This is a genomic window from Massilibacteroides sp. (genome assembly GCF_028705895.1).
Taxonomy (GTDB): Bacteria; Bacteroidota; Bacteroidia; order Bacteroidales; family Tannerellaceae; genus Massilibacteroides.
On record NZ_JAQWCQ010000045.1, the window covers coordinates 14,380 to 30,854 of the forward strand.

Sequence of the window (16,475 nt, forward strand, 5' to 3'; positions counted from 1 at the left end):
ATCAGATAAACCTGCTCTTGATGAATTTAACCAGCTTAACAGGTTTTGTTTGCTTCCGTATTAAATGAAATTTAGAGGTAGGTCTAATTCTGTTTAGAGGTAGGTCAAAAACGATTTAGAGGTAGGTTAAAATTAAAGTGTAGATAGGTGTATATATTTCCTCATACGTATTTTTAATTAAAAAGAGTTAAAAGAAAAACAATCTTAGTGACCTCTTGTTTTTATTTATAAAAGAAAAAATAATAAGAGGTATATTACTGCCTCAACAAATTAAAGATATTATAAATAATGGCAACAACAAAATTTAAAGGAAACGACGTACACACGAATGGTGATTTACCTGCTGTGGGATCATTAGCTCCTGATTTTAAAGGAGTAAAAACAGATTTATCAGAATTGTCTTTAAGCGAATTAAAGGGGAAGAAAGTGGTTATAAATGTCTTCCCGAGTCTTGATACGTCTGTATGTGCGGCTTCTGTGAGAAGATTCAATAAAGAAGCAGCTTCATTAGACAACACCGTAGTGCTGGCTCTTTCAAAAGACCTGCCATTTGCACATGCTCGTTTCTGTACAACGGAAGGTATTGACAAGGTGGTACCCCTTTCTGCGTTTCGTTGTTCTTGTTTTGAAGATAAATATGGTTTGCTGTTCGAAGACGGCCCGCTGAAAGGTCTTTTGGCTCGTGCGGTAATCGTAGTCGGAGAAGACGGCAAAATCTTATATAAGGAATTGGTTTCCGAAACTACAACGGAACCCAATTACGACGCTGCGTTAGCGTCACTTAAGTAAAACAATGTAGATTATTGTTTTTCATTGGTTAAAGTTAAGGGTTAGTGTAGAAAGTCGCCTGATGTGAATCTCGCGGCTTTCGTTTTTTTTATACCTCGCATTCGTGAAAAATACGTACCTTTGTAATCGTTTTTAATGAGTCTTTAAGGTTATGAAGAGAATTTTCTGTCCGAAATGTGATGATCTGTTGACATTTGATGAAAAGAAATATCCGGATGCGAAGGCATTAGCTTTCGTATGTCCCCGCTGTGGACATCAGTTTAAAATACGTCTGGGACGTAAAAAGGTGATGACGGCTTCCGGAGAACTAAAAGAAGTAAAAGAACCGGATTTCACCTGTGGATATATACATGTAATTGAGAACACCTTTGGCTTTAAACAAGACTTTCCTTTAATCTTAGGAGATAATGTAATCGGTCGGCGTAATAAGGATACCGATGGTGTGAATGTCGAAATTATTACGGCAGACCCAAGCATGGGACGCAAGCATTGCATTATTCAGGTGAAAGAAGAAAACGGAACTTATATTTACACTTTGCGCGATTTCCCGAGTCTGACCGGTACTTTTCTGAACAATACTTGCCTTGGAAAAAAAGAACAAGTTATCATAGAAGGAGGAGCCGTAGTTACGATCGGTGCTACTACATTTATACTTCATGAAGCAGGCGAAAAGCCGGAGGAATAATAATGACAAAAGACAATACAACTCAGACCGTAAACGGTACCGCTTTTAAAGTCTTATTAATTTTAAGTATTTCCCACTGCCTTAACGACCTGTTGCAATCAGTAATATCTGCAGTATATCCGTTGTTTAAGGATGATCTGGCTTTGAGTTTCGCTCAGATAGGCTTGATAACGCTTGTTTATCAGATGTCTGCATCCGTGTTTCAACCTATAATGGGACTTTATTTTGATAAACGTCCTTCAGCCTGGTCTTTGCCTATTGGTATGAGTTCAACATTAGCGGGTATGTGTACGCTTGCTTTTTCGCATACCTTGTTCTGGGTATTGGTATCGGTTTCTTTAGTCGGTTTCGGATCGTCTATTCTGCATCCTGAAGCTTCACGCCTTACATCGTTGGCCTCAGGAGGGAAGCGTGGACTTGCTCAATCCTTGTTTCAGGTTGGAGGAAATCTCGGAGGTTCATTAGGACCTTTAATGGTCGCGTTGTTTGTTGCACCTTATGGACGGCAAAATATAGCGTTTTTTTCAATTATAGCCTTTGTTGCTATTCTTATTATGATACCCGCTTGCTTATGGTATAAACGAAGATTGCAACTTATTAAGATAGAAGAGCAGGCGGCTCCTAAACATGTGAAGATGCCGCTACCTAAAAAGACTACTATTTTCGCCATAGCTATTCTGCTTATTCTGATCTTTTCAAAGTACGTGTATATGGCAAGTCTTTCCAGCTATTATACATTCTATCTTATTGAGAAATTCGGAGTCTCCGTTCAGGATTCGCAATTCTATCTGTTTATCTTTTTATTTGCTACGGCAGCAGGAACATTGATAGGAGGTCCTTTAGGCGATAAAATCGGACGAAAATACGTGATCTGGATTTCTATTCTTGGTGCTGCTCCTTTTACTCTTCTTATGCCTCATGCTAATTTGCTTTGGACGATTGTATTAAGTTTTTGTGTGGGTTTGATATTGTCTTCCGCATTCCCGGCTATCCTGCTTTATGCGCAGGAGCTATTACCGTATAAATTGGGCTTAATTTCCGGATTGTTTTTTGGCTTAGCCTTCGGTATTGCCGGAATTGCATCGGCTGTATTGGGAAATATGGCGGACAGATACGGTATAGAAGCTGTTTATAATGTTTGTGCCTATATGCCATTATTAGGATTGGTCACGTTCTTCCTTCCGGATCTTAAAAAGATCAAACGCTGATTTTTTTAAGAGTATCTTTTTTATCATTAGATTTAATCAGACAAAATACCCAAAAATAGGGATTGTCGAATTTCCTTTTATCTGTTTTCTTTGCATTATAAAAGAACGTTGTTCTCTATTGCTATGAGAGTACTAAAAGACGACAAATATAATGCGATATTGCAAGCTGCCCGAAATGAATTCTTCACTAAAGGATTTAAGGAGGCCTCCATGCGCGTAATTGCAAAGGAAGCTAAGGTCGGTTTGAGCAATATCTACAATTATTTCAGTAGTAAGGACGAGCTATTTGTCGCAGTAGTAAAACCGGCGAAAGATACGATCTACAATTTTATCCGGCGACAACATACTGAGGATAATATTGATGTGAAACGATTAGTTAGCTTTCGTTATCAGGATGAGGTCATTGAAGAATATATCGGAATTATAGATAAATATAGAAATGAACTTCGTCTTTTGTTTTTTTATGCTGAGGGTTCTTTGTTGAAAGACTTTCGGGATACATTGACTGATTATATTACGCAGGTAAGTATAGACCATATGAAAGTAATGAAAAAGCATTATCCGCATGTGAATGATTTGTCGGATTTTTTTATTCACGCTTTGTCTTCCTGGATGGTGACAATCGTGGGCGAGATTATATCCCATAATCTGGATAAACCCAGAATACGGGATTTTTTTAAAGAATATTTTCGATTTGAAATAGCCGGATGGCGGGAGATCGTTGGAGTATAAGAAAGGAGGTTGGAAGCAACCTCCTTTTTTTGTGAACAAAAACGAAAAATGTTCTCTAAAGTTTGGCAAAAATGACAGAATGACAATTCTACTAAATATAAATTTATGAATACATTACAAAATCTCAGACAGTACATGGGCAACCGTAAAATTCTCTTGCCCATTTCTATGCTTCTGTCTGCTCTCAGCGCATTGGCGGGGATGATGCCGTTTCTCTTTATCTGGCTTATCGTTCGCGAATTGTTCGGGGTGGACAGTTCCGGAAATATTAGCACTTATGCCTGGTGGGCGGCAGGAACAGCCATAGCGGGTGTTATTGTTTATTTTCTGGCCTTGATGTCATCGCATCTGGCTGCATTTCGGGTTGAATCGAATATGCGGAGAGCAGCCATGCGTAAAGTTGTAAATATGCCTTTGGGATTTTTCGACCGGAATACCAGCGGAAAAATCCGAAAGATTATTGATGATAATGCCAGTGTTACACATGGCTTTCTGGCTCATCAATTGCCCGACTTTGCAGCTACTATATTGATCCCGTTTGCAGCTGTATTGATGATCTTTTTATTTGACTGGAGATTGGGACTGGCCTGTATGATACCGATCGTGTTTTCTTTAGGAATACTGATTAGCATGATGGGAGGGAAGAGTATGGAGTTTATGAAGAAATACATGACTTCATTGGAAGATATGAATACGGAAGCGGTGGAGTACGTAAGAGGTATTCCGGTAGTTAAGGTCTTTCAGCAAACGATCTATTCGTTTAAGAATTTTCATAAGAGTATCATGGAGTATAATAAGATGGTCTCTTCTTATACGGAAAGATGGAGATATCCTATGTCTGCTTATACGGTGATCATTAATAGTTTTATCTATGTTTTAATACCTGCAACGATTCTGCTGATTGGGAGTTCCGGCAATTTTGCAACCGTGCTGCTGGACTTTTTCCTTTATGTGCTTGTAACGCCTGTTTTCTCGCAAAGCATTATGCGGAGTATGTATTTACAGCAAGCTTTAGGGCAGGCACGTGAGGCTATTAGTCGTTTGGATAATCTGACAGCATTTGAACAACTCGCAAAATCGAACAAGACTATTCCTATTACGGATTTTGATCTTTGTTTTGAAAATGTGTCGTTTACTTATCCGGGAACTAACGAAAAAGCGGTAAATAATATTTCTTTTTCTGTTTCCGAAGGTAAGACAGTTGCGTTAGTCGGCGCTTCGGGTAGTGGCAAGACAACAATAGCGCGTCTTGTTCCCCGTTTCTGGGAAGCCAATGAAGGACGTGTGAAAATAGGAGGGGTGGACGTAAAAGAGATTGATCCCGGAGATCTGATGCGCCATGTTTCGTTTGTATTCCAGAATACACGTCTCTTTAAAACGACCTTGCTTGAAAATATTAAATATGGAAAACCGGAAGCGACACTCGATGAAATAAATCGCGTGATTGATTTGGCGCAATGCCGTGATATTATCGACAAACAACCGGATGGATTGAATACAAAAATAGGAGCGGAGGGTACTTATCTTTCAGGCGGAGAGCAACAACGTATCGTTCTGGCTCGGGCAATTCTTAAAAATGCACCGATTATCGTGTTGGATGAAGCAACCGCTTTTGCCGATCCCGAAAATGAAGATATGATTCATCAGGCTTTGACTCACCTGACTAAAGGAAAAACAGTGCTGATAATTGCTCACCGGCTTACGAGTATTACAGATGCCGATCAGATCTTAGTTATTGATGAAGGACAAATCGCAGAGCGAGGAACGCATCGTGAATTGTTAGAAAAAGAAGGAATTTATTTGAAAATGTGGAACGAATACCAGCAATCTGTTCGCTGGACAATAGGAAAGAAGGTTTGTCATGATTGAAACTATAAAAAAACGGTTTGCTCTTTCAACAAAAGGGGCTAAAGATTTTTCTGTCGGAGTTCTTGCTTCCGTGTCTTTAGATATTGCTTTGATGTTGCCGGCTGTATTGGTGTTTTTATTTCTTGAGGATTATCTACGTCCTGTATTTGATCCGACAGCATCGGTTATTCACGAAGTTGGGTATTATATCCTTCTTGGAATTGCTTTTATGTTGGTTATGTATTTTATCGCTGTGTGGCAATATAGAAGTACCTATAGCTCGGTATATGAAGAGAGCGCAAACAGACGAATCTCTTTAGCTGAAAAATTACGGAAACTACCCTTGGCTTTCTTCGGAGAAAAGAATTTATCGGATCTTACATCGACAATAATGGATGATTGTACTGATCTGGAACATACATTTTCACATGCTGTACCGCAACTGATAGCCTCTATTATCAGTATTATCCTGATTGCTACGGGGATGGCCTTCTATAATTGGCAATTAACGCTGGCTTTGTTCTGGGTCGTTCCTTTGTCTTTAGCTATCGTACTGATTGCTAAAAAGAAACTGCATCATGACCATTATAGTCATTATTTGGATAAACGTGCGGTAAGTGAACATATTCAGGAAGGGCTTGAGACGATACAGGAAATTAAGTCGTACAATAAGGAGGAGGACTATCTGGAAAGATTAGATGAGAAACTCTGCGCTTATGAAAAAAGTCAGACTTCAGGTGAATTGCTGAATGGCGTATTGGTCAATAGCTCCCAAAGTCTTCTGAAACTTGGATTAGCTACCGTAATAATCGTTGGTGCAACGTTGCTGGCAAATGGAACAATCGACTTGTTTACTTACCTCATATTTATGGTTATCGGATCGCGGGTTTACGGTCCTATTAATGAAGTATTGAATAATCTTGCCGCGTTATTCTATCTGGATATCCGTATAAATCGCATGAACGAAATGGAAGCTTTGCCCATTCAACAAGGCGTTGTAGATTATACTCCTGATCATTTCGACATAGATTTTGTACAGGTTGATTTTTCCTATGAATCCGGAAAACAAGTATTGCGTAACGTATCCTTTACGGCAAAACAAGGTGAAATCACGGCTTTGGTAGGCCCTTCCGGTAGCGGTAAAAGTACAGCTGCTAAATTAGCCGCCCGCTTCTGGGATATTCAGAAAGGAAAGATTACGCTTGGAGGAGAGGACATAAGCGGTATTGAACCTGAAACTTTGTTGAAAAACTATTCTGTCGTCTTTCAGGATGTAGTGCTTTTTAATGCGACAATTAAGGACAATATCCGTGTAGGAAAACGCGACGCGACTGATGAGGAGGTGATGCGTGCCGCTCGTCTTGCCCAATGCGATGAATTTGTTCGTAAGATGCCGGAAGGATATAATACCGTGATCGGAGAAAACGGAGAAACACTCTCCGGAGGCGAACGTCAACGAGTGTCAATTGCTCGCGCTCTGCTGAAAGATGCTCCTATCGTTCTATTGGATGAAGCAACTGCTTCGCTCGACGTAGAGAATGAAACCAAGATACAAGCCGGAATCTCTGAATTGGTACAAAACAAAACTGTTCTGATCATTGCACACCGTATGCGTACAATAGCAAATGCCGATAAAATAGTGGTGTTGGAAAACGGACATGTTGTCGAAACCGGATCGCCGAAAGAATTGAAAAAACAAAACGGCATATTTGCCCGGATGTTGAACCGGCAGTTAGCTAACTGATTTAGAGGTTTGGAAAAAACAAAATGTTGGAAAAACGCTTGTTTTTGTGTCGGATTGATGCCAGTCGCAAATGAGGCTTTTTGGGCTGACTTCTCTAACAAAATAACGAAGTATGTGCCTGAAGAGCAGAATTCGGGAGATGTCGTTTAAATTGCATTATCCGGCATGTCTGTTTTTTTAAGATTTGTAAAAAGAGAAAAATCCAAAATAACGCTACTCTTTTTTGAAGATAAAGGATATATTTCGAAAAATAACCTTTACGTTTCGGAAGATAATCTTTATATTTTGGAGTACAACCTTTGTGTTTTTGGTGAAAAAACGGTCTTTCTTTGTCATTATGGAATATTTATTGGTTTGAAACTATATAAACGAAAGAGAAATGAAGTTAAGTGCTTTTGAAGTGCGTAAGCAAAATGGTCAAAATAGTTTCTTTTTGTCTTGTCTTCATGTGTTTCGCCAAATACCAAATCAGGTATAAAAAAATAGAGAATAAATTCAAAAGAGATTCTTAGATAATCTAAGAGCCTATTTTAATTTTTATAGGATATTTCTTGAGGGCTTGTTTCGGTCTTCTTTCGTCTTCTTTTTTGCTTATCTGCATCTCCGCATTCAATCACATAGCCCGCTATGCTCATTCATGCGGATATACAACTAAACAAAAAATAAATCGAAATAAGCCACGAATAAAAATTTAAACAGGCTCTAACATTTTTTTTGAAGAGGGTGAATTTGTCAGAGTTTTGGCTCACCCTCTTTTCTCTGTTCAAATAACAGGACCTATTTATGTTTCTTATATTGTATGAAGAATTATTTTTATACTCCGGGTCATATTCCATGGTCAGCTCTATGGATCGGGCTACATCGTCACCATAAAGCATAGAAACAACAATTAGTGCCATATCAATACCTGAACTTATTCCTGCGAACGTGCACATTAAAATGTGCAATATTAGAAATTTTATAACTCAATAGCAATAACTAAAAGGAAGTGTTTTGCGCAATCATCCGAATAACGGAAGCAGATCCATTATGTCCTACTCCTTCATCTAACGAAATGAGGCATTGTTCTAACAGAATTATTTTTGTACCTTGGAATATTTCAGAAAGCTCACCCTTAGAGTATAACATATCTATCTCTTTAGGACCACCTGCTGATTTGTTTTGCTCCTGAAAGATTCTGTGATCTTTGCTGAATCCTTCAAAAAGTATATAGCCTCCTTTCTTTAGAAGAGGAAGAAGTTTTCGGAAATAAATTGTTTTTTCGGGAGAAGGTAGATGAGCATAGATCAAAGCTATGACATCGAATTGTTCAACCGGATAATCTATAGTTTCAAATCGATCTATACGGTAATTAATCCTGACACCCGATTTTTTCGCTAAATCGAATGCTTTTTTTTGTGCTATTTCGCTTTGATCGAATGCTTCGACAGTCCATCCGTTCTGCGCAGCAAAAACAGCATTCCTTCCTTCTCCTTCTGCCGGCAGGAGAATATTTCCTGCCGGTAAATGAAGAATGGATTCTTTGAAAAAATGATTTGGTTCTACACCATATACATACTTGTCAGTATCATACCTTTCGTTCCAGAATTTACTCATCTTTATTTTCTATTTTAATTTTGTCCAAAAATAGTTCTAATGGACAAAACTTAGTCACAGAAGATTGTAATAAATTCAAACCGACAAACGCCGGGAGTAAAAACCAATAAGCGGAAACAAAATACCCTAACGCAATTCCTATTAAAACAAAGGAACCTGCAACAGATCTTACAATTCTTTCTTTCATCTGTTTATTCTGAAAATTGTTCAACATTTAATACATATACTCTTACAGGAAAGGGGTTCTTGTGTTTATCCTCAAGATCTGCAATACTTAATACTACTAATAGTTTCATAAGGAGGGATTATTTTACTTTATTCTTTAATAATTTGAAATATAATAAAGGTATTACTAACAGGGTCAGGATCGTTGACGTTATGGCTCCGCCCATTAATGAAATTGCTAAGCCTTGGAATATGGGATCAAACAAAATGACAACGGTTCCCATGATTACTGCTCCTGTCGTTAGAATGATCGGAGTGGAACGAACAGCTCCTGATTCGATAATTGCCTGCTTGAGTGTTTCTCCATCTTTAAGGCGTATGTCTATAAAGTCAATCAACAAGACGGAGTTTCTAACCATTATACCTGCCAGTGCAATAAATCCGATCATAGAAGGTGCACTGAAATAGGCACCAAATACCCAGTGTCCGAGAACGATACCAACAAGAGATAACGGGATTGCTGCTAATTGTACTAAAGGAGTCATAAAGCTTTGGAACCAACCTACTATTAATCCATAGATGATGATTAATACGATCAGGAATGCTAATCCAAGATCACGGAAGACTTCATAGGTTATCTGCCATTCCCCATCCCATTTTAATGTGTAATCATCTTCAAACATAGGTTGTTGTGTATATTCTTCAGTTAAAGAAAAGCCTTCGGGTACTTTTACTTCTTTCAATCTGTCAGAAATACTGTTCATCGCATAGATCGGACTTTCCAGGTCTCCGGCTATATCTGCCATAACATATACTACGCGCTTCTGGTCTTTCCGGAAAATACTTTTGTCTTTCAGAACTTCCTGTACATTGACCAAATCAATCATCGGAACAGCCATTCCCTGCATATTAATGACTTTCGTGTTTAGAATATCTGAAACACGACTTCTTTCGGATTCCGGCAGACGCATGGTTATTGCAACCTGATTGACCGTAGATGGACGGTGAAGAATACCTACCGGCATACCTGATACTGCGGCCTGTATGTTCTGAACAATTAATGCAGACGGAACACCCATCTTCATGGCTTTCTCTTTATCGACTTCGAATTTATATTCTGTTTGGTCTGCTTCTACGCTCCAGTCGATATCGACTACATTCGGCGTTTCACTGAATATTTTTATCAATTGTTCGCTGATGTTCATTTGTTCTTTATAATCGGGACCATAAACCTCGGCAACCATAGTTGACATAACAGGAGGTCCGGGAGGAACTTCAACTACTTTTATGTTGGCATTATATTGATGACCGATCGCTTGTAACGTATCGCGCATAGCTTTAGCTATATCGTGACTTTGTTTGCTTCGTTCCCCTTTATCTGTCAGATTTACCTGAATGTCTCCGATATTATCTCCCGATCTGTAATCATAATGGCGAACTAAACCATTAAAACTCATTGGACTCGCTGTTCCCACGTAAGTTTGATAGCTGGTTACATCCTTTTGTTGGCGGATGTACGAAGCCAATTCTTTTGCAACACTTGATGTTTCCTCCAATGTCGTTCCTTCCGGCATATCGATAATCACCTGGAACTCATTTTTGTTATCAAAAGGTAAGATTTTTACCGGAACGGATTTTGTAAAGAATAATGACAATGACCCCAATAACACAACACTTAATACAATCATGAAAGTCCATCTTTTCTTACGACTTTCTAATAATGGAGTAATGAAATGGGCATATACCTTATACATTTTAGAATCTTCAACACGTACATCAGGTTTGTTCTCTTCTTCTTCTTTTTCATCCTTATGTCTCAGGAATAAGTAGCCAAAATAAGGAGTGAGTGTTAGAGCTACGAGTAATGAAAAGATCATAGCAATAGAGGCTCCGATCGGCATCGGACTCATATAAGGACCCATCATTCCCGAAACAAACGCCATAGGAAGAACAGCCGCAATAACCGTAAATGTAGCTAAGATGGTGGGATTACCTACTTCGTTTATTGCATAGATTGCTGCCTGATGGAACGGTAGCCGCCTCATCTTGAAATGCCGGTGCATATTTTCGGCAATGATAATACTATCATCAACGACAATCCCGACGACAAATACTAACGCGAAAAGGGTAATACGGTTCAACGTATAATCCAAGAAATAATAGGCAAATAAGGTCATTGCAAATGTGACGGGAACAGATAGGAAAACGACAAGTCCGCCACGCCATCCCATAGCCAGCATAACAAACAATGTAACGGCAATAATGGCAATCCCAAGATGGAATAATAATTCCGAAACCTTGGCAGATGCGGTTTCACCATAATTCCGCGTGACTTCAATATTCAGATCGTTTGTAATTACATCTTGCTTAAGATGTTCTACTTTATTCAGTATCTGTGTAGCTACATGCATAGCATCTGCCCCTTTCTTCTTGGCCACAGAAATCGTTACAGCAGCATAATCATCCGGATTCGCATTTTGTAATTCATCTTTAGCTGCTCCAAAACCAAATGAAACATAATTCTTCGGCAGTTCCGGTGCGTCTTGTACAGAAGCTACCTGATGCAGATAAATCGGCTGTTGCTCGTTTGTCCCGACAATCAGGTTTTTGACATCTTCCACATTTTCAAAGAAATTGCCGGTGAGGACAGAGTAAATAACGTTATTGTCAACAATATTTCCACTCTGCATCTGTACATTGTTCCCTTGTAATGCCTTAGAGATAGACAAGAAGTCCACTTTGTTTTCGGCCATTTTGTCTTTATCGGGCTCAATTCTGATCTGACGACTACGTCCGCCAATAATGTTTACCTGAGCTACATCCTTAATCTTCTTGATCTCATTGCCTACAACTTCAGCTACCTGACGTATTTCGTAGTCGCTGCTTGTATCGCTCCACATCGTTACGGCAAGTACAGGAACATCATCGATTGCACGAGACTTTACCAATGGCATCGTTACACCTTGAGGCATACGATCCATATTCTTCATGATCTCGTTGTATAGCTTGACCAATGAATTTTCCACTTCTTCACCAACAAAGAACTGAACAGTGATCATGGCTTGTCCGTTCATCGCTGTAGTATAGACATGCTCTACCCCTTTAATGTTGGATACTATTTTTTCAACCGGTACTGCAAGAGAGTTTTCTACCTCCTGAGGCGATGCTCCAGGATAACCGATCAATATATCCGCCATAGGTACTTCTATCTGCGGTTCCTCTTCGCGAGGAATAAGCGAAATACTAAAAATACCCAGTAGCATGAAAGCCAACATGAGTAATATACTCATCTTCGACTTTAAAAACATATTGGCTATTACGCCGGAAATTCCTTCTTTCATCGTTTCGTTATTTTGATAGGGTTACCTTCTTACCATTATATAATTTACCATCAGCCTGTTTGATGATCTTATCATCCGGGTTTAATCCGGAAAGAACTTCAGTTCGTCCGTTACTTTCTTTTCCAACTCTGATCCATTTCAAAACAGCCTGGTTTTGTTTGTCAACAACATAAACTCCTGTTAACTGATCTCTGTTTACCAAACTGCTGTTTTCTACCATTAATCTTTGGTCTGTAAGCTCTCCTTTTTTATCCTTTTTAATTGTAAGATTTGCGAACATACCCGAACGAATTCCTTTTTCTTTTCCTTTTTCAGGACTGACTTTCATCAAATATTGTCCTCCTGTTCCATAAGCTGAAGGACTTAGTTCGATAACTGTTCCCGAGAAAGATTCACCAATTGATTTAACTTCGATATCTGCTTTATCGCCAACTTTCACATTTTGGATATCACTTTCCGGAATAGATGCTTGTACAACTAAATCTCCGGCTTGTTCGACTACTAATAAAGGCATACCAGGATTAGCCATAGAACCTTCATCAATCATTTTTCGTGTAACAGTGCCTGTAAATGGTGCGGTTATATCGCTATAAGATAAATGCACATTAATCTCGTTGAGAGCTTCTTGCGCCATTTTAAGTTTTGATTTCATAGACGTATATTGCAGTTCTACGTTCTCAAATTCTTTTTCAGAAACACTGTTTTGTTGACGTAACGTAGTGAAACGTTCATAATCCCGTTTAGCGTTCTGCTCTGCTGCCTGTGCTTCAGTAACCATAGCTAAAGCCTGTTGCTTTTTGGCTTTAAGATCATTCCCATTTATGGAAATCAACAACTGTCCGGCGTTTACCCGATCGCCTGGTTTTACATGAATTTTTTGTACATAACCCATCATGCGAGTGCTGATTGTTGCCGTTTGTTTAGATGTGATCTGCCCACTTACACGTATTCCTGTTTGTTGCGATGTTTGCGGAGAATAAACAGATACATTAATTGGAGTTTCCGTATTCTTGTCTGCCGACTGCGATGAACAAGCGGATAATAAAGTGATGACTCCTACGCTAATACCTAAAGCTATTGTTTTCATATATTGTCTCTTATTTATAATTATTCTTCTGATAAAAACTGTATGTATGCATTTGTAATATTATAAGACATGACTGCCTGCGAACGAAGTAATTCCTGTTGTGACAGCTGCGCTTGCGCTGCAAGTAGATCGGTAGTACTGGCAAGACCTTCTTTGTATCTGTTATTCAGAATACGAAGAGCCTCAGTTGCCTGCTCTACACTTGTTGTATGTTTTTGTATTTCCAACTGAAGATCATTCAGTTCACGATATGTTTTGTTAAGTTCTAAATTACTTTGTTGTATATGAAGCTCTTTCTCTTTTTCTAATTTGTTTTTTTGAAATGTGTAAGATTTATATTTGCTTCTATTCTGATTCCCCGAAAAAATAGTCCAACTTAGTGATATACCTGCCATATAAGAATCAGCGTTAAACCCGAATGCTTTTGAATCATTTAGTTGGTATGTTCCAAAAGCATTAATTCTTGGAAGGAAACTCATTATTGCTGATTTTTGCATCATTCCCGTTGCCTCTATCGCCTTATCCAACGCCATAATGTCGGCTCGTCCTAAAGATAGCGTAGGATCATTAATAAGAGTTTGTTCCGGCAATATTAATGAATCAGTTTTATACACAGACCCTTTTTCATTCGTTCCCATTAATAAAGCTAACCCTTCGGATGCATTATGGATATTGCTGGCTGCTTTTGCTAATGCCGCTTCAATGGTGTTCACTTGCACTAAGGCATTCAGAACATCAGATTCTTGTATTAATCCTTGTTTCTGGAAATTTTCAGTTGTCTTATGAATTGCTTTTACATCAGCTAATGATTTTTCTAAAATTTCTTTTGCTTTATATGAAAATTGTAATTGGTTGTATGCCTTTTTTACCTCAAAATCAATATACTGTTTAGTCCGAACTGCTTTGTATTGATAAACCTCACGTTGAGATTTAGCCCCCTTTCGGGCGTAGATCATATCTAAATTGAGTAGAGGGAGGCGCATTTCAGCTTTAGCACCGTAATTCTGAACAGACCCCGGATCATTTAGTTTAGCCGGATCGAAATCTGCAGCTGTTACACTTGCTTGATTAAGCAAGAATCCAAATGCATTTAACGGGTTATTTGTACTAACGGCAGAATAGCCCAGTTCAATCTGCGGGAGGAAAACGGCATCGGTTTGTCTGAAGTTGGCATGTGCTATTTTCTCTTCTAAATCAGAAATCTTTGCGTTTGCATTATGTTCTCTGGCTGACATTAATGCTTCCTCAACCGAAAGATAACGTTGAGAATAGACATTCAACGATATGCCCAGAAATAGTAATAACAGTTTGCTTTTTTCTATTTTCATAATTTATAGTGTATTTATTTATTCGAAATTGTGCTTTTTAATTTCCATTGGAAATAATGCTGCAAATGTAAATAATATTTCTTTTAAAACAAATTTCCTTTGGAATATATGTTGTTGTTTTGTTTAGAGCGTATGTTTCTATAATTTGTTGTATAACAGTTGTTTGTGGTGTTTGTTGTTGGAGTGGTTATAGTCTTGTTTATTAAGTGATATATATTTTCTATAGGAAACATATTCTTGATGATGTTTTTCGTATCTTTGCATAATTAATATGAATTAATAGAAAATATGGATAGAATTATTAGTATAGTAAAAAAGAATTGGTCTTATATAATAGGAGCAATAGCAGGTGGAGTAGGGGGATATTTCTATTGGTTATACATAGGATGTAGTACCGGTACATGTCCGATAACTTCATCTCCTTCCATGAGCGTTTTATGGGGAGCAATATTAGGGAGTTTGATTTTGAGTACTATTTTTGAAACAAAAAGCAAGAAATAAAACGATGTTTGGATTTTTAAGTAAACTGTTTAATTCTACATCATCAGAGATGTTGAATGAGTTGTTGGCTGATGGAGCCGTATTAATAGATGTACGTACGCGATCAGAATTTAATGCTGGCCATGCAAAAAAATCGAAGAATATTCCATTGGACGAAATAAGTAAATCAATAAATCAGTTTGATAAAGAAAAGACGTATATCCTTGTGTGTGCAAGTGGCGTTCGAAGCAGAACTGCTGTGAATATATTGAAAAGTCATGGCTTCTCTAATCTTTACAATGGAGGTAGTTGGGCAAGCTTTTTATAAGAAGTTCTGCAATATTAATTGTTTTTCAGTATCTCCCAATAATGCTTATCTTTGTCGCTCTATTATTAAATTATTGACATGAGTGAAGTTTCGAATTGTCCGAAATGTGATATGGACAATACCTATTTTGATGGAGTGATTAATGTGTGTCCGGATTGTAGCCATGAATGGACAGATAGTGAAGAACAAGCTGTAGCAGATGACATGGCAAGAGATAGCAATGGGGCTGAACTTGCCGATGGCGATGCTGTTACTGTTATTAAAGATCTAAAAGTAAAAGGATCCTCAATGGTTATAAAAAGAGGAACAAAGGTTAAAAGCATTCGTCTGACCGACAACCCAGAAGAGGTGGATTGCAAAATTGACGGAAGCAGTATCGTGCTTAAAACCTGTTTCTTAAAGAAATAACTTGTTTTTTTAATGCTGTTGGTAGTCCGGGTTGTTTATTTCGTATCGAAAATAAACATCCCCGTTTGGCATTCTTCCCTGATGTGTGAGTTTCATATCGCAAATTTCGCTTAGCATGACTGACGCGGTGTTGTTGGCATACATCCGGGCTACCAATCTTTTTATTCCAAGCTCCTTAAAACCATAATCAATTAAACCTTGGCATACTTCTTTGCCGTAGCCTTTTCTCCAGAAATGCGAATCTATTATATAACCAAGTTCCAGAATTTGCGGATCTTTGAATGAGTTAAACAGTCCGGCCTCGCCGATAACTTCTCCCGTTTCTTTCAATTCTATAGCAAAAGCTCCATATCCATTCAGATAGTCTTTATTTATTTTGTTGTATTTCTCTTCTAATTCTTTAAGCGTCCAGTCGTATTTACCATCTGAAATAAACCGCATGTTTACTTTTTGCCTATAATAGTGTAATAAAGTTTCCAGATCATTTGATTCAATATCTCTAACTAAAAGATGAGGTGTTTTAAATCTAACCATAGTTATTCATTATATTAAGTGGTACTTATAAAGTCAAAAATAGGGATTTTATTGTATCTTCGCTTATATATATGGTAATTGAAGTTTCGCAAGTTAAAAACAGGAGTTGCTATTAAGGCATAAAAAAGGCATAGGGATTTTCATATATCACTGAAAATGAGTATATTTATAGTGTCTAAAGAATAAAATACTCAACCCTATG

Annotated in this window: 15 protein-coding genes; 9 read left to right on the forward strand and 6 right to left on the reverse strand. The window is 38.1% G+C overall.

Annotated features, from left to right (window positions below; genetic code table 11):
• The first annotated feature begins 288 nt into the window (after positions 1 to 288).
• The 6 genes from tpx to PHT93_RS11300 all read left to right on the forward strand — a co-directional run bounded on the left by tpx (position 289) and on the right by PHT93_RS11300 (position 7,006).
• The gene (gene tpx, locus PHT93_RS11275) at positions 289 to 789 is read left to right on the forward strand and encodes a thiol peroxidase (protein ID WP_300242937.1); all 501 of its coding nucleotides are present in this window, start codon (positions 289 to 291) and stop codon (positions 787 to 789) included.
• A 151-nt stretch (positions 790 to 940) separates the two neighbouring features.
• A complete protein-coding gene (locus tag PHT93_RS11280) occupies positions 941 to 1,474 on the forward strand; it encodes an FHA domain-containing protein (RefSeq protein WP_300242939.1) in 534 nt (177 codons plus the stop codon).
• Between the two features lie 2 nt (positions 1,475 to 1,476).
• Entirely contained in the window at positions 1,477 to 2,682 is a 1,206-nt protein-coding gene (locus PHT93_RS11285; RefSeq protein WP_300242941.1) for an MFS transporter, read from the forward strand.
• Between the two features lie 123 nt (positions 2,683 to 2,805).
• Positions 2,806 to 3,414, forward strand: a complete 609-nt coding sequence (locus PHT93_RS11290) for a TetR/AcrR family transcriptional regulator (RefSeq protein ID WP_300242943.1) — start codon at positions 2,806 to 2,808, stop codon at positions 3,412 to 3,414.
• A gap of 105 nt (positions 3,415 to 3,519) precedes the next feature.
• Positions 3,520 to 5,283 (forward strand): ABC transporter ATP-binding protein, encoded by a 1,764-nt coding sequence (locus PHT93_RS11295; RefSeq protein WP_300242945.1) that lies wholly within the window; start codon positions 3,520 to 3,522, stop codon positions 5,281 to 5,283.
• Positions 5,276 to 7,006, forward strand: coding sequence for an ABC transporter ATP-binding protein (locus tag PHT93_RS11300; protein WP_300242947.1), 1,731 nt, complete (start codon positions 5,276 to 5,278; stop codon positions 7,004 to 7,006). The genes PHT93_RS11295 and PHT93_RS11300 overlap by 8 nt, the downstream gene beginning before the upstream one ends.
• A gap of 978 nt (positions 7,007 to 7,984) precedes the next feature.
• On the opposite strand, the gene PHT93_RS11305 is transcribed toward PHT93_RS11300, so the two are convergent.
• The 5 genes from PHT93_RS11305 to PHT93_RS11325 all read right to left on the reverse strand — a co-directional run bounded on the left by PHT93_RS11305 (position 7,985) and on the right by PHT93_RS11325 (position 14,523).
• The gene (locus PHT93_RS11305) at positions 7,985 to 8,602 is read right to left on the reverse strand and encodes a class I SAM-dependent methyltransferase (protein WP_300242949.1); all 618 of its coding nucleotides are present in this window, start codon (positions 8,600 to 8,602) and stop codon (positions 7,985 to 7,987) included.
• Positions 8,595 to 8,789: a DUF2892 domain-containing protein gene (locus PHT93_RS11310; RefSeq protein WP_300242952.1), complete on the reverse strand. Its 195-nt coding sequence runs from the start codon at positions 8,787 to 8,789 to the stop codon at positions 8,595 to 8,597. Before PHT93_RS11310 ends, PHT93_RS11305 begins: the two co-directional genes overlap by 8 nt.
• A gap of 118 nt (positions 8,790 to 8,907) precedes the next feature.
• Entirely contained in the window at positions 8,908 to 12,108 is a 3,201-nt protein-coding gene (locus PHT93_RS11315; RefSeq protein WP_300242955.1) for an efflux RND transporter permease subunit, read from the reverse strand.
• Positions 12,109 to 12,115: 7 nt separating this feature from the next.
• Positions 12,116 to 13,195: an efflux RND transporter periplasmic adaptor subunit gene (locus PHT93_RS11320; RefSeq protein ID WP_300242957.1), complete on the reverse strand. Its 1,080-nt coding sequence runs from the start codon at positions 13,193 to 13,195 to the stop codon at positions 12,116 to 12,118.
• A 20-nt stretch (positions 13,196 to 13,215) separates the two neighbouring features.
• Positions 13,216 to 14,523: a TolC family protein gene (locus PHT93_RS11325; protein WP_300242960.1), complete on the reverse strand. Its 1,308-nt coding sequence runs from the start codon at positions 14,521 to 14,523 to the stop codon at positions 13,216 to 13,218.
• 288 nt (positions 14,524 to 14,811) lie between these two features.
• Here PHT93_RS11325 and PHT93_RS11330 point away from each other — a divergent pair, with 288 nt between their 5' ends.
• The 3 genes from PHT93_RS11330 to PHT93_RS11340 all read left to right on the forward strand — a co-directional run bounded on the left by PHT93_RS11330 (position 14,812) and on the right by PHT93_RS11340 (position 15,739).
• Positions 14,812 to 15,024, forward strand: a complete 213-nt coding sequence (locus PHT93_RS11330; protein WP_300242963.1) for a DUF6132 family protein — start codon at positions 14,812 to 14,814, stop codon at positions 15,022 to 15,024.
• A gap of 4 nt (positions 15,025 to 15,028) precedes the next feature.
• Positions 15,029 to 15,331 carry a rhodanese-like domain-containing protein gene (locus PHT93_RS11335; RefSeq protein WP_300242965.1) on the forward strand — a complete coding sequence of 101 codons (303 nt, stop codon included), beginning with the start codon at positions 15,029 to 15,031 and terminating at the stop codon, positions 15,329 to 15,331.
• A 78-nt stretch (positions 15,332 to 15,409) separates the two neighbouring features.
• Positions 15,410 to 15,739: a zinc ribbon domain-containing protein YjdM gene (locus PHT93_RS11340; RefSeq protein WP_300242967.1), complete on the forward strand. Its 330-nt coding sequence runs from the start codon at positions 15,410 to 15,412 to the stop codon at positions 15,737 to 15,739.
• Between the two features lie 9 nt (positions 15,740 to 15,748).
• On the opposite strand, the gene PHT93_RS11345 is transcribed toward PHT93_RS11340, so the two are convergent.
• Positions 15,749 to 16,273, reverse strand: coding sequence for a GNAT family N-acetyltransferase (locus PHT93_RS11345; RefSeq protein WP_300242969.1), 525 nt, complete (start codon positions 16,271 to 16,273; stop codon positions 15,749 to 15,751).
• Positions 16,274 to 16,475 lie beyond the last annotated feature (202 nt).